We start from the raw sequence: 19,694 nt of genomic DNA on the forward strand, positions 1-19,694 counted from the left end.
CACGGGCCCGCGGCGGGAGCGCTCGGCCGCAGTGAGACCGGGCCTACGTCCCCTCCGCGGAGCTCCGCGGCGCCCTCTTCCGGACAGGGCCGCTAGAGGACATTGTCAGCGGCGGGACGGCCGTGCCACGGTTCGAGGACGGCCGATGAGGGCCGTCCCGATCGAAGGCAGCACATGCGCTCCAGCACCGTCCCTCGTCCGCCCGCCGTCCAGGACGGCACGTCGCAGCCGCGGGATCCAGGAGCGGCGCGGCGGCTCCGGCGGGGTCTGCTCGGGTTGACCGCGGCCGTCGCGCTCCTCGTCGGCACCGCCGTTCCTCTCGCGGCGGTCGCCGCTCCGTCCGCCCCTGTCCTCGGGGTGGCGGCCTGGGGAAGCGGCACCGACGGGAAGACCACGGTCCCGGCCGGGGTCGAGGGCGTCCTCTCCCTCGCCGCGGGCCGGACCCACAGCCTCGCCGCGAAAGGCGACGGCGGGGTCGTCGCCTGGGGCCGCGGGTCGTACGGGCAGACCAGCGTCCCCGACGGTCTCACGGGGGTCGTCGCGGTCTCCGCCGGCGACTACAGCAGCCATGCGCTGAAGAGCGACGGGACCGTCGTCTCCTGGGGCTACGACGGCGACGGGCAGGTGTCGAGGAGTGCCGCGCTGACCGGGATCGTCGCGATCTCGTCCTCCCGCGACAACAGCCTCGCGCTCGGCAACGACGGCACCGTCACGTCGTGGGGCAGCAACGGGCTGGGCGAGGGCCTGGTCCCGGCCGGCCTCGGAGGCGTCACGGCCATCGCCGCGGGCCGGCGCCACAGCCTCGCCGTGTCCGGCGGGAGGGTGGTCGCCTGGGGCTGGGACCTCTACGAGCAGACCGACGTCCCCGCGGGGCTCGAGGGCGTGGTGGCCGTCGCGGCGGGAGAGACCCACAGCCTCGCGCTGAAGGAGGACGGCACCGTCGTCGCCTGGGGCGCGAGCTCCGACTCGGTCGTCGTCGACTACGGCCAGACCACGGTGCCGGAAGGCCTGTCCGGGGTCGTGGCGATCGCCGCCGCGTCCGACTACAGCCTCGCGCTGAAGGGCGACGGCACGATCGTCGGCTGGGGCCGGAGCTCGGCCGGGCAGCTGCAGTCACCCGCCGGCCTCGCCGGCACGACGGCTCTCGCAGCCGGACCCGATCACGTGCTCGCCCGGGGCCCGCGTCCGGTCCTGACGGCGGATGCTCCTCCCGCGTCCGGGCCGCTCGGAGCGGCCGCCTCGTACACCTTCGCGGCCGACCGCCCCGCCTCGTTCGCGATCGCCTCCGGCTCACTCCCCGACGGCCTGACCCTCAGCGCGTCCGGGCTCCTCTCCGGCACGCCGACGACCGCGGGCACGTCCACCTTCGCCGTCTCCGCGCGGAACCCCTTCGGCGCTACCGTCGGGGCCCCGCACACGTTCGCCGTGGCGGAGACGACGGTCGCGCCGACCCTGGCCGGCGACCCGCCCGCCGCGACGGTGGGCACCCCGTACGACTTCGACTACAGCGTGACGGGCACACCGGCGCCGACGGTCTCGCTCGTCTCCGGAACGCTCCCCGCCGGCCTGAGCCTCGATGATCGTGGCGGCCTGACCGGGACGCCGACCGCCGACGGACGCTCCACCTTCACCCTGCGGGCCTCGAACGCTGCGGGGAGCGCGGAGACCACCAGCACCGTCGTCGTCTCCCCCGCCGCCGCTGCACCGGCGATCTCCGGCACCCCCGGGCCGGGCGTCGTCGGCACCCCCTACGACTTCGGCTACACCGTCTCCGGCTTCCCCGCGCCGTCGGTGGCCGTCTCCTCAGGTGCGCTCCCGTCCGGCCTCACCCTGACTCCGGCCGGGCGCCTGACCGGGACTCCGTCCGCGCCGGGCACCTTCACGTTCACGCTGGCGGCCCGCGCCGGCACCGCCTCCGCGGAGACCACCAGCACCGTCACCGTCTCGTCGCCGACGGTCGCGCCGACCCTCTCCGGGACGGTCGCGGCCGGCGTCGTCGGCTCGGCCTACGACTTCCGCTACGCGGTGAGCGGCACGCCCGCTCCGTCGGTCTCCCTGGTCTCCGGCGCACTGCCCGCCGGACTCACCCTCGACGCGACCGGGCGCCTCTCCGGGACGCCGACCACGGCCGGGACCACCACCTTCAGCATCCAGGCCGCGAACTCGGCGGGCACGGCTCGGGCGACGAGCACGCTGACGGTCTCGCCGAAGCAGGTCGCGACGAAGGCCGATCTTCGCGTCGACCTCTCGGGGCCGGCCTCGGCGGTGAAGGGGAGGACGCTCACCTACACCCTCATCACGACGAACGCCGGTCCGGCCGCCTCGGCGTCGGTCGTCTCGCAGGTCGTCCTGCCCGCGAGCGTGCAGTTCGTCTCGGCGACCGGCTCGTACACCAGGGTCGGGAACGTCGTGGTGTTCCAGCGGGCCGGCCTGGCGGACGGGCGGACCGTGTCGGAGAAGATCACGGTGAGGGCGGCCGTCTCGGGCACGGCGACCGCGCTGGCGGCGGCGTTCTCGACGAAGACGCCCGACCCGTCCATCCGCAGCAACGCGGACACGGCGAGCACGACGATCCGCTGACCGCGGGAGCGTGACGGCGGGCGGTCCCTCGCGGGCCGCCCGCCGTTCTCGGTGCGGGAGCGTCGAGGTCCGCCGCGTCCGCGCCTCGTCTTCGACCGCTAGCCGGCCCGAGGACGGTAGAAGCGCACGACCGGGAGGGCAGCCGTCGGAGCCTCGCGCACGACGATCTCGAGGCGCTGGACCAGGGCCGGGACGGTCGGCGTGGTCTCGAGCAGGCACTCGAGCTCTCCGTCGCGGCCCGGCAGGAGGAAGGCCGCCTGCGCCGCGGAGGCGCTCCAGAGCAGCCGCTCCACCAGCGGCCTCGCGGTCGGGTCCTCGGCGAGCCCGCCGATCTCCGCGATCGCCGTGGCGAGGCGGCGGGCGCGCACGTCGGCCGGCACATCGCTCAGCAGGTTGGGGCTGAACAGGGCGCCGCTGCCCGGCTCCCCCGCCCGGGTGAGGTCTCCCGCGACGATCGCGGCCTCGACGGCGGCGGCCGCGGCGAGCGTCGACGGGAGGAGGGTGATGGTCCGCGCCGGCGGAGCGGTGTCCTCGAGGGCGGCGCGGAGGAGTCCCGTCGCGGCGGCGGCGAGCTTCGCCCCGTTCGCGGTCGCGAAGACCACGGCCCCCAGGCCCGACTCCAGATGCCAGCGCATGTTCGACGACCAGCCCGGCAGGCCGCCGGAGTGGTGGGCGATCCCGCCGAAGCGGACGTCGTGCTCGACGACGAGGCCGAACCCGTACGCGGAGCCGTCGAGCGTGCTCTCGACGGCGCGAGGGCTCAGCGCGGGGACCGGCGTCCAGCCGCGCTGCATCTCGCGGCGGGAGGCGCGGCTCAGCACCGGGTCGTCGTCCGCGCCGTCCTCGCCCTCGAACGCGGAGGAGAGCCAGCCGCTCCAGCGGGCGATGTCGCCGACCGTGCTGAACATGCTCGCGGCGCAGGCGCCCGCTCCGGTGCCGGTGACGGGGCGGGGCACCCAGGTCGCTCCGTCGTCGAAGGTGCTGAAGCCGGCCGCGAGGTCGGTGCCGTCGGGGTAGTCGCCGCTGTCGTAGCGGGTGTCGTGGAGGCCGAGCGGCTCGAGGATCGTCCGCGTCGCGAAGGACGGGAAGTCCTCCCCGGTCACGTTCTCGACGAGCACGCCGAGCAGCCAGAAGCCGATGTTGGAGTACTGGTAGACCTCACCCGGCCGCTCCGTGAAGGTCAGCCCGCGGCTGACGACCTCGAGGAACTCCTCCCGCGTCAGAGCCATGACGTCGTCGGCCCAGCCGTTGTCCTCCGGGAGCCCCGAGCAGTTGCTGAGGAGCATCCTGACCGTCACGGGCAGCGGCAGGCCCGCGGAGTCGAGCGGGTCGGTGAACTCCGGCACGTGGTCGGCGACGCGGTCGTCGAGGCGGAGCAGCCCGCGGTCGCGCAGGATCAGCACCGCCGCCGCCTCGAAGCTCTTCGACATGGAGGCGATGCGGTGCACGGTCCCGGGCCCGGGAGCGGCGCCGTCGAGGCGGTGCTCGCCGCGGCCGTGGTGGACGAGCAGCCCGGTGCGGTCGAACAGGGCCCAGCTCACCGAGGGGGCCGGCGGCGCCTCCCCGTCGAACCACCGGGCCAGCCGGTCCTGGAGCGGCGGGGAGAGGAGCGTCGGCGGAGGGAGCGTCATGCCCTCATCCTCCCGCACGCGGCACAGGCCGCCGCGGTCCTGCGGGTCACCGCGGGAGGACGCCGTCGGGGCTCAGCCAGTCCGGGCGGCTCCCCTCGACCGCGTCCAGGACGTCCTCCTGCGGGCCGGTCGCCGATCTCCGCGGCGACGGCCGCTCCGGCGGGCTGACGGGTCCCGGCGAGAGCCCGAGCGACCGCCGGCACCTGCGAGCCGGACGAGGAACTTCTCAGGTCCTCTTGCGTGTCGCAGGCGCGGAACCTAGTTTTGTCGAACCGGTTCGAAGCACTGTTGCTCCGACCCCGGACCGACGCCCGCCGTCGTCCGGCCGGCTGTCCCCACAGAAAGTGACCAGCGTGACAACGATGTCCTCCCCGAGGCGCGGCACCCGCTCCCTCGCCCTCGCGCTGAGTGCCGCGACACTCGCCGCCCTCGCCGTCGCTCTCCCGAGCGCCGAGTCCGCCTCCGCGGCCGACACCTCCGTCCCCGCCGACGCGCTCATCCTCCAGTACGACTTCGAGCAGGGGCAGGTGTCCGGATCCACGGTCGCCGACCTCTCGTCGAAGAAGCTCGACGGCACCGTCATCAACAGCGCGAGAGCGACGTACGTCGCGGGTCGGAAGGCCGGTACGACCGCGATCGACCTTCCCGGGGGCGCGGCGGACTCGACCTCCGCGCCGTACCTGACCGTGCCGAACGGGCTCTTCCAGGGCGTGACGCAGACCACCGTCTCCGCCTGGACGAAGTGGTCCGGCACCGGAGGCTTCCAGTGGCTGTGGTGCCTGGGCATCAGCCCCGACGCCGCGTCGGCCTTCGCTCCGTCGTTCGACGGCGGCAGCGCCCGCGCGATCATCAAGCAGCTGAAGGACGGCGGCGAGACCGGAGTCTCCAGCTCCTCGCCGCTGCAGAAGGACCAGTGGGTCAACGTCACCGCGACGATGGACGGCACGACCGTGACCCTGTACCTCAACGGTCTGCAGGTCGCGACGGCTCCCGCCTCCGTCGACCTCGCGAAGCAGCTCTACTCCGCCTCCGGCTCCAAGAGCGGCAACATCGGCCGGGCGCTCTGGAACGTGCACCCCTACTTCGACGGAGCGATCGACGACTTCCGCGTCTACAACCGGGCTCTGACCGCCGCTCAGGTCCGGGGTCTGGCGGGCGACGCCGCGCCGGCCGTCACCGGCGTTCTCTCGACGAGCGTCGCGGTCACCACCGGCATCGGCGTCGCGCCGGCCCTGCCGGGGGTCCCCGCCACCTACTCCGACGGCGTGAACCGCGACGCCCCGGTCACCTGGGAGAGCGTCCCCGCCTCCGCGTACGCGAAGCGCGGCACCTTCACCGTGAAGGGCACCGTCACCGGCCTCGGCACCGCGGTCACGGCGACCGTCACGGTGCGCGCACTCGACGAGATGACCATCGACCTCGGCGCGAGCACCGGGGAGTTCATGGGCGGCGCGTCCGGCACCCTCTACGGGGTCTACGGCGAGGGCCTCCCCTCCGACAACCTCCTCGAGGGGATCGACCTGCGCACGGTCTCGACCAAGGCGCAGGACGGGCCGCAGCATCCGGGCGCGGACGCGCTGAGCGTCGCTAAGGCCGTCGCCGACACCTCGGACGGCGACACCTACATCTACATGACGGACATCTACCGCGGCTTCCCCTACGAGTGGCCGGGCAGCACTCCCCAGGAGAAGCTGGCCGACTACCAGGCGAAGATCGCCACGCAGGTCGATCAGGTGCTCGCGCTCCCCGAGGAGTACCAGGACAACATCGTGTTCGTGCCGTTCAACGAGCCCGAGGGCAACATGTTCGGCAACGGGAAGTGGAGCTACAACGGGAAGAGCTGGCTGGAGGACCCGACCGCGTTCTTCGCGGCTTGGGACAGCACCTACGCGCTGATCCGCGACAGGATGCCCGACGCCCGCATCGCCGGACCGAACACCAGCGTCCTCTACGACCAGGTCCGCGGGTTCATGACCCACACGCTCGAGCAGGACACCGTCCCCGACGTGATGACCTGGCACGAGCTGAGCGCCCCGGGTGAGATCCGCACCAACGTCGACCGCTTCCGGGCCTGGGAGGACGAGCTGTACGCGGGCACGTCCTACGCCGGGAAGCACCTGCCGGTGAACCTCAACGAGTACGCCTTCAACTACCACACCTCCGTGCCCGGCCAGATGGTCCAGTGGATCAGCGCGCTCGAGGACAAGAAGGTCGACGGCGACATCGCCTACTGGAACATCGACGGCAACCTCTCCGACTCCGCGGTGCAGGCCAACCGCGCCAACGGCCAGTGGTGGCTCCTCAACGCCTACGCCTCGATGACCGGCGACACCGTCGCGGTCACGCCGCCCAAGCCCGGCCAGAGCTACACCCTCCAGGGCGTCGCGACCCTCGACACCGCGGCCAAGCAGGCGAGAGCCCTCTTCGGAGGCGTCGGCGGCTCGCAGAAGGTCGCGTTCGAGCGCATCCCGGCCGCCACCTTCGGCTCGAAGGTCCACGTGGAGGTCAGCGAGATCCGCTGGACCGGCCAGGTCGGCGACTCGGGAGCCCCGCAGACGGTCAAGGAGTTCGACGCGTCCGTCGTGGACGGCGCCCTCTCGCTGGACTTCGGCGGATCCCTCCCCGCGCTCGACGTCGACTCCGCCTACGAGGTCGTCCTGACCCCGGGCGCCAACGCGTCGTCGCCGTCCGCCTCACCCGTCGACTTCCGCCAGAAGTACGAGGCCGAGGACGCCCGCTACACCGGATCGCGGAACCTCAACGGACCCGAGGGCTCGCCGACCAACGTCGGCGGCTTCTACACCTCGGGCGGACGCAACGTCGGCGGGATCCGCACCGGCGGCGACCTGAAGCTCGACTTCGCGGTCACCGTCCCGAAGGACGGCGAGTACGACCTCAGCGTCTTCGCCAACTCCCTCAACACCTACGCCGCCAACGCCCAGCAGGGTCCGATCAACGCGTTCCTGAGCGTCGACGGCGCTGCGGAGCAGGAGATCCTCCTTCCGCTGGCCTACAAGTTCGTGGTCTGGGACCACGCGGACACCAAGGTGAAACTGACCGCCGGCACCCATACGATCTCGCTCGCCGCGAAGAACCTCGCCGGCACGAAGTCGACCGTGGGCGACGCGATCGTCGACAAGATCGAGCTCTCCCTCCCGAGCGCGGCCGCCGCGACCTCGATCCATGAGGCCGAGACCGGCACGCTCGAGAACGGAGCGACGGCCGACTACTCCCGCGCCGGCGTCTCCGGCTCGGGCACGGCGAAGGTCACCAGCGGCGCCTCCACCACCGTCTGGGGCTACTCCGCGAAGGACGCGCCGTCCTCCGTGACCGTGGACACCCTGGGCGGCGGCACCGGCGACCTCTACGTCAACGACGTGAAGGTCGGGCCGGTGGGCGCGAGCTCGACCCGTCAGGTCTTCCTCTCGGGCGGCGTGAACAAGATCGAGGTCGTCGGCACGAGCGGCACGCTCCTCGTCGATCGGATCGTCATCGGAGCGAGCGCGAACCCGCCCGCGACGACGAGCTACGAGGCGGAGACGGCCACGATCACCGGCCCCGCCACGCTCCGCGACCTGTCCTTCGCGTCGGGCGGCAAGGCCGTCGGGAACATCGGCGGCGGACGCGACGGCGACTCGACCCTGACCTTCGGCGACGTGAAGGCCGAGCAGGACGGGACCTACGCGCTCACGCTGCGCTACTCCAACGAGGAGCAGTCCCCCGCGACGCACTACAACCCCGACCCGCTCGCCCGCCACGCGGACATCACGGTCAACGGAGTGACGCAGCGCGTGCTCTTCCCGCACACGTTCCACCAGAACCAGCTGTGGGACCTGAGCGTGCCGGTCACGCTCAGGAAGGGCTCGAACACCATCGCGATCACCTCGAAGGAGCTCCCGGGCTTCGACGGGACGACCTACCTCTCCGACACCTTCCCCGGCGTCCTGCTCACCTCGCAGTACGCGCCCAACATCGACAGGATCTCGGTCACGCCCTTCGTCGGGCGGACCACGGGCCTGACGGTGAGCGGCACAGCGGCCTCGCGCTGCACCGCGGGGAAGGTCACGATCACGGGGACGGCGACCAACACCAGCGCGGTCGCCGCTGACATCACGATCGGCTCGGCCTGGGGCACGAAGACCTTCACCGGGGTCGCTCCCGGCAAGACGGTCTCGGCCGCCTTCAGCACCCGCGCTGCGAGCGTCGGAGCCGGCGCTCTCGACGTGCGGATCGCGGGGACGGTCGACGGCGCTGCGGCGAGCGGATCCACGGCACCGGCCTACGGTGCGGCGCGCTGCGGCTGATCCGTCGAGAACGCCCTGACGCGGCCGGGCACCTCGTGCGCCCGGCCGCGTCGGCGTGTCGTCGGGACCGGACGGACCGCGACGGGGACGAGCGCGCCGTGGACGAGCAGAGCGCCGGAGCCGCAGCGTCCGGTCCTCGGGCCGCGGACGCGGCGCCCGAGTTGCGTGCGCCGCGCCGCACTGCCACTCTCGACACGGTTCGAGCGGGGGTGGAGATGGCCACGATCGGAGACGTCGCGAAAGCGGCAGGGGTCTCGCGCAGCACGGTGTCGTACGTCCTCTCCGGCAAGCGCAGCATCTCCCCCGAGACGCGCAAGCGCATCGAGGACGCGATCGCCGAGCTCGACTTCACGGTCAACGCCGGAGCACGGGCGCTCGCGACGCGCCGCACCATGGCGCTCGGCCTGCTCGTCCACTTCGACCCGGACGAGTTCGCGCCCGCGATGGTCGAATACGTGCTCCCCATCACGGCCCGCGCCCGCGAGCTCGGCTACGACGTGCTGCTGGCCACCGAGGCCGACGGGGCGGCTGCCGTCCGCCGGCTCACGCGCTCCGGCCAGGTCGACGGACTGATCCTCCTGAGCGTCGCGGACGACGACGACCGGCTGCCCGTCCTGCGCGCCTCGCGGCGGCCCGGTGCCGCCCTCGGCGTGCCCGCGGACGCCTCCGGGGTGGACGTCTTCGACCTCGACTTCGGCGACGCGGCCCGCCTGCTGATCGAGCACCTGGGCGCCCTCGGGCATCGGAGCATCGGTCTCATCACCCCGCCTGAGCGCGTCTTCGACCGCGGAGGGACCTACGGGCTCCGGTTCCGCGAGTCGGCTCTCGAGACCGCCGGTCGGCTCGGGATCGAGCTGGTGCTGCGCCCTGCCGCCACCGCCGCCGACGCCGTCGAGCCGATGGTCACGGCGTTCCTCGACGACAACCCCGGTGTCACCGCGCTGGTCGTCCACAGCGACCGGACCATCGCGATGCTTCCCGCGATCCTGGGCCGACGCGTTGTCGCCGTGCCCGGGCAGCTGTCCGTCGTGAGCCTGTACTCGGCCGAGTTCGCCCGCGACTTCTCGCTCCCCTACAGCTACGTCGAGACAGGAGCCGCCGAGCTCGGCGCGCACTTGGTCGACACGCTCGTCGAGCGGATCGAGCAGCCGTCCCGCGGCGAGGAGCCGTCGATCCGCCTCCTGCCCGCGCGTCTCGTCGACCGCGGGAGCGCCCGCGCGGTCTGAGGACCGCTCCGGAGCCCCCGAGGCCCGGTCAGAAGCGCGAGGCGACCTCGTAGAGGACCTCGTCGTCGCCCGCGTAGACGCCGTCGCGCCGCGGCCAGTGCGCGATCACGTCCGTGAAGCCGAGCTCCTCCGCCCGGCCGGCCATGTCCTCGAACCGGGCGACGCTCTCGAGGGAGTAGTCGCTCCCGGAGTCGAGCGAGAGGTGGCGCTCGACGGTGCGCGGGTCGCGCCCGGCCGCCTCGAGCGCCGCGTCGAGCCGCCGGGAGAGGGACGCGACCGCCCGCCACCACTCCTCGCTCGACACTCCCTCCGGGCCGGTGGTGACCCAGCCCTGCCCGCGATCGGCGACGAGCGCGAGGCCCTTCGGCCCGTTCGCGGCGAGGACGAACGGGACGCGGGGGCTCTGCACGGGCTCGCCCACCATGCGCGCCGAGCGGGCGGTGAACCACTCCCCCTCGAGGTCCACTCCGCCCGAGCCGGGCTCCTCGAAGCGCAGCAGCGCGTCGAGGGCTGTGACGAACTCGGTGAAGCGCTCGTGCCGCTGCCGGGGCGAGTAGTCGGGCTGCCCGAGCACGCGCGCGTCGAAGCCCGTGCCGCCCGAGCCGAGCCCGAGGATGGTCCGACCGCCCGAGATCTCGTCCAGCGTCGCGATCTCCTTCGCGAACGGCACCGGGTGGCGGAAGTTCGGGGAGGCCACGAACGTGCCCAGGCGGAGCGTCTCGGTCACCATCGCAGCAGCGGTGAGGGTGGGGACGGTCGCGTGCCACGGCTGGTCGGCGAGGGAGCGCCAGGAGAGGTGGTCGTAGGTCCACGCGTGGTCGAAGCCCAGGCCCTCGGCCGACTGCCACTTCCGGCGGGCCTCGGCCCACGGGTCCTGCGGGAGGATGACGATGCCGTGTCGCATCGTCCGAGTGTACGAGCGCCGTCGGGTCAGAGCGCGGCGGGCGGCACCGGGGGCGGATCGGGCACCTCGTCCACGACCGAGCGCGGGACCATCAGGGTCGGCATCCGCACGCGCAGGCGCAGCGGTTCCCGCTCCGACGCGCCGAGCAGCTCGCGGGCGGCGCTCCGCACCTGCCGGGCGAGCGCCGGGTGCACGGCCCCCGGATCCTCGAACGCGGAGACCAGCTCGCGCAGCACTCGGGTGGTGCTCCGCGGGTCGCCGTCCTGCCTGGGCATCGGATCGGCCCCTCACTCTCGGCACGGCCGTCAGGGTCCCGGCGGTGCAGCGGATGTCTCGCGCCGACGGTAGGGCCGGGGACGGCGCCGTGGCACTGAGGTTGACAACGGGAGGACCCGGCGGATCGCGGTGCGCGGGGTGCGATCCGCGGCGAGGGCGGTCCTGGCGGGGAACGACGGCCACCGCCGGGAGAGCCCGCTTCCACGATCGCGCCCGTCCGGTCGCGGCTACTCTCGGGGCGTGATCACGACGACGGAGCGGGTGGACGACTGGATCGAGGGCTGGTGCCGGGCACGCGGCGTGCAGCGCGTCCGCGAGGACGGGGCATGGCTGGTCGATGTCGGAGCGGAGTCGCGCACGCGGGAGCGGATCCTGGTCGATCCGTCGCCCTCCGCGCTGCAGGCGGGCGCCGAGCAGACGGCCGGGCCCCGGGAGTGGATGACGGTCATCGGCCTGGGCGACGACGCCCGCCTCGCGCCCGCCGCCGGGCTGGAGCTCGTGTCGGGCGACGAGAGCCTGATGGCGGCGCTCCTCGACACGGGCCGCACCGCCGAGGGTGCCCTGCTCGAGGGAGCCGTGCTCGAGGCCGCCGACGGAGTGGCGAGCGTCCGGCTGCTGGTCGACGGAGTCGTCGCCGCTCAGGGCACCGCCGCCGTGCACGGGACGGTCGCGGTCCTGGACCGGATCGAGACCGATGCGCGGTTCCGCCGACGCGGGCTGGGACGGCGGGTCGTCGACGCCCTCACCGCCTGGGCCCGGTCCGAGGGTGCACGGAGCGGTCTCCTCGTCGCCAGCACGGACGGCCGCGCCCTCTACCTCACCCTCGGCTGGGAGGTGGTCGCGCCGGTGCGCATCTGGCGCGGGGCCGCACTCCGAGATCCGGGACAGGGCTGCGCGGCCGCCGGGCGATGATCCCCCGCCGTACGGCCCTCCGGGAGCGCACGTCCGCCTGAGTACGGAATCCCGCGCAGCGGATACAGGCGGCGGAGAACGGCGGAGCAGCCGTGAAGCGGCCGCCCGCCGATCTGTATTCAGCCGATAACACCACCCTCGAAAGAGGGACGCGCGCTATCGCTCGAACAGCCTTGTCCGAGAAGCGGATCATCCACTTCTCGGACTCGTGTCACCGCCCTCGGGTCGTCAGCCGAGAGCGCCCTTCTCGGCCGAGTAGAGCTGCTTCACCTGCTCCGCGGTCAGCGCCCGGTCCCACACCCGCAGTCGGGCGAGGGAGCCGGCGAAGCGGTTGATCATCGTGCCGTCCCGGCCGACCGCTCCGACCACGAAGTCGCCCGGAGCCGCGTTGAGGCCGTCGGGGTAGACGTAGGGGTTCTTGGCGTAGGTCGCGCCGAGCTTGTCGGTGTACACCGGGTACGCGGTGGCGGCGCCGTCGAGGTACGAGACCGCGACTGCGCCGTCGTACGTCCCGACGTGCAGCTGCCACACGCCGCGCGTGATCCGGCGGGGCTCCACCGAGTAGTCGCGCGAGTACGGGTAGCCGGGCGTCGGCCCGCCGAGCTTCGAGACGTGCATGCACACGCGCTCCCAGCCGCCGTACTCGGGGAGGTTGTTGAACAGCGCATAGGAGCGCAGCGGCCCGACCGTCGACTCCTCCCAGACGCCCGCGATGCAGGCGCCGTCCGCGTCGGAGTTGAGCACCCACACCGCGATCGTCACCTGGCCGGTCGAGGCGCCCAGGTTGAGCGGGCCGACCTCGTCCTTGGGGACGACCAGGTGGTCCGTCGTCCCGTTGAGGGCGACTCCGGTGCCGAACGGCGTGGCGACGGCGCGGGCGGAGGAGCCCGCGCCCTGCCGGAGCGCCGGAGCGCCCGCGACGGCCGAGGCGAAGGGGGCGGCGCTCTCGGCGAAGGACCACTCCGCGATCGGCGTGGGCACGGTGACCGTGGGGACCGGAGCGGCGTCGCCGACCACGAACGCGTCGAGGATCAGGTTGGTGCCGCTCGAGGCCGGGTTGCGGCCGCTCCCGCGGCGGATGGTCACCGTGTGCGGCCCGGCCGCGAGCTGTCCGCTGCTCCAGACCGTCTGCTTCGACCGCGTCGCGGCGCTGTAGCGGTCGACGGACGCGACCTTGACTCCGTCGAGCTCGACCTCGTTGATGCCGGACGAGCCGGTGAGGCGGCTGATCCAGCTCACGCTGGTACCCGTGAAGGCGAGGGTGGCGGAGGCGCCCGCGGTGGTCGAGTAGGCGATGCTGCCGCCGCTGTCCGTGCTCGCCTTCAACGTCGACCAGGTGCCGGTCGTGACGATCGGGGCGGCGCCGTTCTCGTAGGTGCCCGCTCCGGGCAGCGTCGTCGCCGGCGGAGGCGTCGCGTCGCCGACCACGAAGGAGTCGAGCAGCAGGTTGGTCCCGGTCGAGGCCGGATTGCGGCCGCTCCCCCGGCGGATCGTCAGCGTGTGCGGCCCGGCGGCGAGCTGTCCGCTGCTCCACACCGTCTGCTTCGAGCGGGTGGACGCGCTGTAGCGGTCGACGGAGGCGACCTTCACACCGTCGAGCTCGACGTCGTTGATCCCGGAGGACGACGTGAGTCGGCTGATCCAGGCGATGCTCGTGCCGGTGAAGGCGAGCGTCGCGGAGGCGCCGGAGCTGGTCGAGTAGGCGATGCTCCCGCCGCTGTCCGCGGTGGCCTTCAGCGTCGTCCAGGTGCCGGTGGTGACGATCTGCGCGGCGCCGTTCTCGTAGGTGCCCGCGCCGGGCAGCGTGGACACGGGTGGCGTCTCGGGCTCGGGCTCCGTCTGCGGCACGGGGCCCTCGGTGATCCAGCGCTGGAAGGTGTCGAGCATCTCCTTGTTGGTGAAGCTCGGGACCTTGTGCCCGTCGGTGCCCTCCCCCGGGTGGGTGCGGACCGTCGCCTCCTTCGCCAGGGGCAGGGCCGCGGCGTGGAGGGCGGCGCCGTGCAGGGCGAACGGCACGACCTTGTCGTCGGGCGATCCGGTGATCCTCAGCCGCGCACCGCGCCACACCGACGCGGGCAGCCGCGCCGGGTTGGTGGCGGCGATGGCCGCGGCGTCGGCGTACTCGGGGCCGATCCGGTCCGGTTCGCTCGCCGCCCGCTCCTCCATGTCGTAGGAGCTGTTGCAGAGGTACGCGCCCCGGATGTTCGGCACCATCCGCTTCCCGTAGGCCCAGGTCAGAAGCGGCCCGCCCCCGGAGTCGGAGCGGAGGAGGCTCGCGTCGATCCGCCATACCGACGAGGCCCAGGCGGCGACAGCGGCCTGGATCTCGATCGCCCGCGGGCTCGACCAGATGCTGCCGCCGTAGGTCGGGCAGATGCTGACGATGCCGCGGTCCACGGCGAGGTCGGCCGAGTACGCGAAGGCGCTCGAGAGCGCCGTGTGGGTGCCGTTGCGGGCGTGGTAGTACCAGAGCATCGATGCGCCCCTGGTCTGCGACGGAGGCGTCGCGTGCGGCACGAACAGGCGCGCCCGGTCCCCCGCGACGACGACGTCGATGATCTCGTAGCGCTTCCCGCCCGTCTTCGACGTGGCGGTGGACAGGCGCGAGACCTCGCCGGGCAGTCGGGGCACCGCGGTGAGGTCGCCGGCCGCGAGGGCCGGCGTCGCGAAGGCGATCGCGCCCGCGCCGGCGACGGATCCGGCGAGGATCGTGCGGCGGGAGAGAGCGGAGAGGGCCTTGACGCCCGATCGGGAGCCGGTGCGGGAGGAGTCGGCGGAGTCGCCGACGGCAGTGTCCTGAGGAGTCACGGAAGAGAGAGCCTTTCCGATCGTCACCGTTCCGGGTACACCGATCGAAAGAGGAGGAGAAGGCGTTCAGTGAACGAGCGGCAGCGCTCGCGTTACTGATGCGGATCACCTTCTCCTCGAGAAGGAAAGGGAAGCCGGATCAGGCTAACAGAGGGGAGGAGAAGGGGTTCTGTATTTCTACCCACCGTTTCATCGACCGGAGGAGAATGGGCGAGGAATTATCCGGCCGCTTATCGTCCCTTTTCCGGTGACACGACGCGTGCTGGACACCGCCGTCTGGCAGGATGCCCCCGTGTCGGAGACGGGTCGGCTGCAGCGGGGCGGCGCCCTCCCCGTGCTCCTCGTGTTCCTCCGCCTCGGGCTGACCTCGTTCGGCGGGCCGATCGCGCACCTCGGCTACTTCCGCGAGGAGTTCGTGGTGCGCCGCGGCTGGCTGACCGATCGCGCGTACGCCGACCTCGTCGCGCTGTGCCAGTTCCTCCCCGGACCCGCGTCCAGCCAGGTCGGGATGGCGGTCGGCCTGCAGCGCGCGGGACTCGCCGGACTGGTCGCCGCGTGGTGCGGATTCACGCTCCCCTCGGCGATCGCCCTGGTCCTCGTCGCCGGGCTCGTCGCCGGTGCGGGCGACGTCGCCTCCGCCGGCTGGCTCCTGGGCCTCCAGGCGGCGGCGGCCGCGGTCGTCGCGCAGGCCGTGCTCGGGATGGCGCGCTCGCTCGCACCGGACCGCCGCCGCGCGACGATCGCCGGCGCAGCGGCTGTCGCCGTCCTCCTCGCCCCGGAGCCCGCGCTGCAGGTGGCGGTGATCGCGGCTGCGGGCCTGGCCGGCGTTCTCTGGCTCCGCCGCGAGGAGGGGGCTCCGGACGACGGCCCGGGGTTCGCGGTCCGGATCCCGACGGCGCTCGCGGTCTCGGCCCTCGCCCTCTGGGGGCTCCTCCTGGTCGGCCTCCCCCTGCTCGCCGCGCTCACCGGCGAGGGAGCGGCGGGTCTCGCCTCCGTCTTCTACCGGTCGGGCGCTCTGGTGTTCGGGGGCGGCCACGTCGTGCTGCCTCTGCTGGAGGCGCAGACGGTCGGCGCCGGCACGGTCGGGCAGAGCGAGTTCCTGGCCGGATACGGGGCGGCGCAGGCGGTGCCCGGCCCGCTCTTCACCTTCTCCGCGTTCCTCGGCGCGGTGGGCGCGGGGACGCCGGACGGTGTCGCGGGGGCGGCGATCGCGCTGGTCGCGATCTTCCTGCCGGGCGCTCTGCTCGTGGTCGGCGTGCTCCCGTTCTGGCAGCGGCTGCGGCACCTGCCGGTCGCGCAGAGGGCGCTGGCCGGCGTGAACGCCGGCGTGGTGGGACTGCTCGGCGGCGCCCTCTACAACCCGGTGCTGACCGAGGGCATCGGCTCGACCGGCGCTCTGGCGCTCGCGATCGGCGCCTTCGTGGCGCTGACGCGCTGGACCGTGCCCCCGTGGATCGTCGTCCTCGCCGCCGCGGGCCTCGGCGCCCTGCTCCTCTGACTCCCTCCGGGGACGACGATCCGGACCAGCCCTGGCAGTCTGGACGCATGAGGGCTCGGGGGACGACAGCGGCAGTGGCGACGACGGCAGCGGCGGGGCTCCTGCTGCTGGGCGGGTGCACCGCCGGCGGCGGGGCCGAGGCGGGCGCCACGGCGTCCGCGCCCGCCTCGCGGACGCCGAGACCCGCCATCACCGACCTGATCACTCCGAGCCCGACCCCCTCCGCTCCGGCGACCGCCGAGCCGGTCGGAACCGTCGTCGACGCCGGGCCGGTCGGCGAGGGAGTCCCCGCCACCGTCTCGGGCACCGGCCCGGCCGACGTGTCGTTCCAGCGGCAGGGCGAGTTCGCGGTCGTCCTGAGCCTGGACTGCTCGGCCTGCACCGGCACGGCGATCGTCACCGCCGCGGGCCGGATGACGCCCTTCGGCGAGGCCGCCGCCCCGATGACGGGGTCGTTCCTGACCGGGATCTTCCACGACGACCCCGTCGAGCAGCAGGTGATCGTCCGAGCCGACGGGCCGTGGACGCTCGGCCTGCAGAGCTGGAACGACCTCGCGACGGTGAGCGGTGCGCAGTCCGGCACCGGCCCGGCCGTCCTGTTCTTCTCCGACGACGTCCCGCGCGTGACGGTCGACTACACGCCCGCGGGTCCGGACGACTCGTTCTCCGGCCGTGTGTTCACGACCTCCGATCAGCCGCAGCTGTTCGGCGACTCCGTCGCCTTCTCCGAGGTGTTCGAGGCCGACCTGCCCGGCGTCATGGCCGTCCAGACCGAGGGGACCTGGACCGTGACGCCGACGCCCTGACCCGGGGTCGCGACGCGCCGTCCGCGGAGTCGGGGAACGGGCGCCCCTCGGCCCAGACCCGCTGCACGCGGAGCGACGCGTCGAGCAGGACGACGTCGGCGCGGTACCCGGGGGCCAGCAGGCCGAGGTCGCCACGGCCGAGCACGCGGGCGGGAACGGCGGTGAGGGCGGCGACGGACGCCTGCAGCCCGAGCCGGCCGGGCCCGACGGCCCGCCGCAGGGCCTCCTCCTGCGTGAGCGTGGATCCGGCGAGCACAGCGGTGCCCGTGAGCCGGGCGACTCCGCCGAGCACCTCGACGTCGAGCGGGCCGAGGCGGTGCACTCCGTCACCCGCCCCGGCCGCCGCCATCGCGTCGGTGACGAGCGCGATCCGCCCGGGAGCCGCCGCGAACGCGAGCCGCACCACCTCGACGTCCACGTGCCGGCCGTCGAGGATCAGCTCGAGCGCGACCCGCTCGTCCCCCAGGGCCACCGGGATCGGGCCCGGGGAGCGGTGGCCGATCCCGGGCATGGCGTTGAACGCGTGCGTGACCAGCCGGGCTCCGCGGTCGAACGCGGCCCGCGCCTGGTCGGCGTCCGCCTCGGTGTGGCCCACCGCGACCACCGTGCCGGCGCCGGCGAGCCGCTCCACCGCGGCGAGGGCTCCCGGCAGTTCGGGCGCGAGCGTGATCTGCGCGAGGCGTCCGCGGGCGGCGTCCAGCAGCCGGCTGACCGCGCCGGAGGAGGGGTGCACGAGAGCCGCGGGGTCGTGCGCTCCCCCGCGCGAGGGCGCGAGGAACGGGCCCTCGAGGTGCGCGCCGAGCACGAGCGGGTCGGTGGCCGCGAGGGCCGAGACCGCGTCCAGAGAGGACTCCAGCTGCTCCAGCGGCGCCGAGACCAGGCTGACCAGCGAGCGCGTGGTGCCACGGGAGCGGTGCAGCGCGAGGCCCGCGCGGATCGCCTCCGCTCCTCCGTCGAAGCCGTGACCGCCCCCTCCGTGCACGTGGAGGTCGAGGAAGCCCGGGACAGCGGTGAGGCCCCGCGCGTCGTACAGCTGCGCCCCCTCCGCCTGCGCCTGCCAGCCGGTGCCGGTGCCGGTCGCCGTGATCGCGCCGTCCCGCGCGCGGAGCCAGTGGTCCTCCACCGTCCCGGCCGCGTCGACCTTCCGTGCGCTGTGGATGATCAGCGCGGCGTGCGCCATGCGGTCCCCTCCTGGGTGTCGGTTCCGGATCGTCGGGGACTCCGCCCCTCCCGACGATGGCACAGCCCCTGCCGGTCGAGCCGGTCCGACACCGATCACTGCGCCACCCGAACGCATTCCGCGCCTCCGCGTCACGAACAGGGACCTCGCGCGTCTCCTGTGCATGCCTCCCCTGGACACCCGAACCCCCGCCCCCCGCCTCGCCGCCTCCCGCCGGCCGCTCGACGTCGTCGCCATCGCGGCGGCCGCCCTCGTCAACGAGCGCTACCTCGATCGGCGCTTCACCGTCCACCACCTCGCCGCCGAGCTGCGGATGCCCGCCCTGCTGCTGCGGCTGCGGTTCCGCCGCTGCTACGGGCTCGGCCTCGACGAGCACCTCGCCCTCCGCCGACTCGAGCTGGCCGCCGTCCTGATGGCGAGCACCCCCGTCGCTCTCGGCGGCCTCGACCGCATCGCCCGGGGCTCCGGCTACCGGGGCACCGCCGAGCTGGACCGCGACCACCGGAGGCACCGCCGGTCCTCCGCGCTGGCCGCCTGGTTCCGGGCCGCCCCGCGTCCCGAGCGCGAGCACCGGCCCGGCACCCGGCCCGAGGAGGAGCGGCTCGCCGCAGCGCCGGGCGCCGCGACGCCGGACCGCCCCAGCAGCGTCCGCTCGGCACCTGTCACCCCGCTGAGGCGCCGCGCCTGAGCCCGGCCGCGGAGCGGTACAGTGCCACGATGCGCACCTCCGGAACCCGCCGATGACGGCCGTCCGCTACGTCGCGATCGGCGATTCCTTCACCGAGGGCGTCGGCGACGAGCGGCCGGACGGCACCCCGCGCGGCTGGGCCGATCTGGCGGCCGCGGGATGGGCGGCGGCCACGGGTGAGCGGATCGAGTACGCCAACCTCGCGATCCGGGGCCGGCTCATCGCGCCGATCCTCGCCGAGCAGCTCGAGCCCGCGCTCGCCCTGGGTCCGACCCACCTCTCCTTCAACGGAGGCGGCAACGACATGCTGCGCCCGCGCGCCGACATCGAGCGGATCGCCGACGCCTACCTCCGTGTGCTCGAGCGCTGCGACGAGCAGGGCGTCGTGCTGATCGCCCTGGCCGGCGCCGACCCGTCGCCGCGGCTCCCGCTCGGCTCGCTCATCCGCCGCCGCGGGGACGCGCTGACCGACGCCGTCCTGCGTCGGACGAGCCATCGGACCGACGTGGTCGTCGCCGACAACTGGCACGACCCCGCTTTCGCCGATCCGGAGCTGTGGTCGGAGGACCGCCTGCACCTCGGCCCGCGGGGGCACCGGCGGGTGGCCGACCGGGTCCTGCGGGCGCTCGGGCTCACGCCGCCCGCCGCGCTGCCCGACGCTCCCGAGGCCGCACTCCGGCGCGGCGGAACCGTGCACTACTACCGGCAGCACGTCGCGCCGTGGGTGCAGCGCAGGCTCACCGGCACGTCCTCCGGGGACGGCCGCGCCGCGAAGTACGCGGGCTTCGTGCCGATCGACCCGGTCTGACGCCTCCTCCGAGGAGCACGGCCCTCGTTCGACGGGCAGGGATCTCCCCTGAGGCGCTCGGCGGCGACCTCTC

The 19,694-nt window shown here is 73.8% G+C and carries 13 protein-coding genes; 8 read left to right on the plus strand and 5 right to left on the minus strand.

The genetic code is table 11. The annotated features are described in order from the left end of the window. Positions 1-174: 174 nt before the first annotated feature. The gene (locus C5C37_RS03835; RefSeq protein WP_104338490.1) at positions 175-2,580 is read left to right on the plus strand and encodes a putative Ig domain-containing protein; all 2,406 of its coding nucleotides are present in this window, start codon (positions 175-177) and stop codon (positions 2,578-2,580) included. Positions 2,581-2,678: 98 nt separating this feature from the next. Here C5C37_RS03835 and C5C37_RS03840 read toward each other — a convergent pair whose 3' ends face one another. Then, complete coding sequence (locus C5C37_RS03840; protein ID WP_104338491.1) at positions 2,679-4,211, minus strand: serine hydrolase; 1,533 nt, start codon at positions 4,209-4,211, stop codon at positions 2,679-2,681. A 362-nt stretch (positions 4,212-4,573) separates the two neighbouring features. On the opposite strand from C5C37_RS03840, the gene C5C37_RS03845 reads away from it, so the two are divergent. Both C5C37_RS03845 and C5C37_RS03850 read left to right on the plus strand, forming a co-directional pair. Further along, positions 4,574-8,515 (plus strand): LamG-like jellyroll fold domain-containing protein, encoded by a 3,942-nt coding sequence (locus tag C5C37_RS03845; RefSeq protein WP_104338492.1) that lies wholly within the window; start codon positions 4,574-4,576, stop codon positions 8,513-8,515. Positions 8,516-8,730: 215 nt separating this feature from the next. Continuing rightward, on the plus strand, positions 8,731-9,741 hold the full coding sequence (locus C5C37_RS03850) for a LacI family DNA-binding transcriptional regulator (RefSeq protein WP_104338504.1): 1,011 nt from the start codon (positions 8,731-8,733) through the stop codon (positions 9,739-9,741). 28 nt (positions 9,742-9,769) lie between these two features. Here the strand turns inward: C5C37_RS03850 and C5C37_RS03855 are convergent, their stop codons facing one another. Both C5C37_RS03855 and C5C37_RS03860 read right to left on the minus strand, forming a co-directional pair. After that, on the minus strand, positions 9,770-10,645 hold the full coding sequence (locus C5C37_RS03855; protein ID WP_104338493.1) for an LLM class flavin-dependent oxidoreductase: 876 nt from the start codon (positions 10,643-10,645) through the stop codon (positions 9,770-9,772). A gap of 26 nt (positions 10,646-10,671) precedes the next feature. Next, positions 10,672-10,920, minus strand: coding sequence for a hypothetical protein (locus tag C5C37_RS03860; RefSeq protein ID WP_146076891.1), 249 nt, complete (start codon positions 10,918-10,920; stop codon positions 10,672-10,674). Positions 10,921-11,161: 241 nt separating this feature from the next. On the opposite strand from C5C37_RS03860, the gene C5C37_RS03865 reads away from it, so the two are divergent. Continuing rightward, the gene (locus C5C37_RS03865; RefSeq protein WP_219814459.1) at positions 11,162-11,833 is read left to right on the plus strand and encodes a GNAT family N-acetyltransferase; all 672 of its coding nucleotides are present in this window, start codon (positions 11,162-11,164) and stop codon (positions 11,831-11,833) included. A gap of 228 nt (positions 11,834-12,061) precedes the next feature. Here the strand turns inward: C5C37_RS03865 and C5C37_RS03870 are convergent, their stop codons facing one another. Further along, positions 12,062-14,641, minus strand: coding sequence for a LamG-like jellyroll fold domain-containing protein (locus C5C37_RS03870; protein ID WP_104260708.1), 2,580 nt, complete (start codon positions 14,639-14,641; stop codon positions 12,062-12,064). Between the two features lie 292 nt (positions 14,642-14,933). Between C5C37_RS03870 and chrA the strand changes: the two genes are divergently transcribed. Further along, positions 14,934-16,139 carry a chromate efflux transporter gene (gene chrA, locus C5C37_RS03875; RefSeq protein WP_258074031.1) on the plus strand — a complete coding sequence of 402 codons (1,206 nt, stop codon included), beginning with the start codon at positions 14,934-14,936 and terminating at the stop codon, positions 16,137-16,139. Positions 16,140-16,213: 74 nt separating this feature from the next. Then, positions 16,214-16,945 carry a hypothetical protein gene (locus tag C5C37_RS03880; protein ID WP_104260710.1) on the plus strand — a complete coding sequence of 244 codons (732 nt, stop codon included), beginning with the start codon at positions 16,214-16,216 and terminating at the stop codon, positions 16,943-16,945. Here the strand turns inward: C5C37_RS03880 and C5C37_RS03885 are convergent. Continuing rightward, entirely contained in the window at positions 16,896-18,125 is a 1,230-nt protein-coding gene (locus C5C37_RS03885) for an N-acetylglucosamine-6-phosphate deacetylase (RefSeq protein ID WP_104338494.1), read from the minus strand. The two genes, C5C37_RS03880 and C5C37_RS03885, sit on opposite strands and share 50 nt — an antisense overlap. A 163-nt stretch (positions 18,126-18,288) precedes the next feature. Here C5C37_RS03885 and C5C37_RS03890 point away from each other — a divergent pair, with 163 nt between their 5' ends. Both C5C37_RS03890 and C5C37_RS03895 read left to right on the plus strand, forming a co-directional pair. Then, positions 18,289-18,813 carry a hypothetical protein gene (locus C5C37_RS03890; RefSeq protein WP_104225241.1) on the plus strand — a complete coding sequence of 175 codons (525 nt, stop codon included), beginning with the start codon at positions 18,289-18,291 and terminating at the stop codon, positions 18,811-18,813. Positions 18,814-18,865: 52 nt separating this feature from the next. After that, positions 18,866-19,621 (plus strand): SGNH/GDSL hydrolase family protein, encoded by a 756-nt coding sequence (locus C5C37_RS03895; protein ID WP_104338495.1) that lies wholly within the window; start codon positions 18,866-18,868, stop codon positions 19,619-19,621. Positions 19,622-19,694 lie beyond the last annotated feature (73 nt).

This window comes from Rathayibacter sp. AY1F9 (assembly GCF_002932155.1).
In the GTDB taxonomy this organism is placed as follows: Bacteria; Actinomycetota; Actinomycetes; order Actinomycetales; family Microbacteriaceae; genus Rathayibacter.

What these genes read in the sequence shown, in the direction of transcription:
- C5C37_RS03860 (WP_146076891.1), bottom strand. Translation starts at nt 10,920, where the DNA reads ATGCCCAGGCAGGACGGCGACCCGCGGAGCACCACCCGAGTGCTGCGC.
- C5C37_RS03835 (WP_104338490.1), top strand. Translation starts at nt 175, where the DNA reads ATGCGCTCCAGCACCGTCCCTCGTCCGCCCGCCGTCCAGGACGGCACG.
- C5C37_RS03855 (WP_104338493.1), bottom strand. Translation starts at nt 10,645, where the DNA reads ATGCGACACGGCATCGTCATCCTCCCGCAGGACCCGTGGGCCGAGGCC.
- C5C37_RS03845 (WP_104338492.1), top strand. Translation starts at nt 4,574, where the DNA reads ATGTCCTCCCCGAGGCGCGGCACCCGCTCCCTCGCCCTCGCGCTGAGT.
- C5C37_RS03890 (WP_104225241.1), top strand. Translation starts at nt 18,289, where the DNA reads ATGCCTCCCCTGGACACCCGAACCCCCGCCCCCCGCCTCGCCGCCTCC.
- C5C37_RS03895 (WP_104338495.1), top strand. Translation starts at nt 18,866, where the DNA reads ATGACGGCCGTCCGCTACGTCGCGATCGGCGATTCCTTCACCGAGGGC.
- C5C37_RS03840 (WP_104338491.1), bottom strand. Translation starts at nt 4,211, where the DNA reads ATGACGCTCCCTCCGCCGACGCTCCTCTCCCCGCCGCTCCAGGACCGG.
- C5C37_RS03850 (WP_104338504.1), top strand. Translation starts at nt 8,731, where the DNA reads ATGGCCACGATCGGAGACGTCGCGAAAGCGGCAGGGGTCTCGCGCAGC.
- C5C37_RS03885 (WP_104338494.1), bottom strand. Translation starts at nt 18,125, where the DNA reads ATGGCGCACGCCGCGCTGATCATCCACAGCGCACGGAAGGTCGACGCG.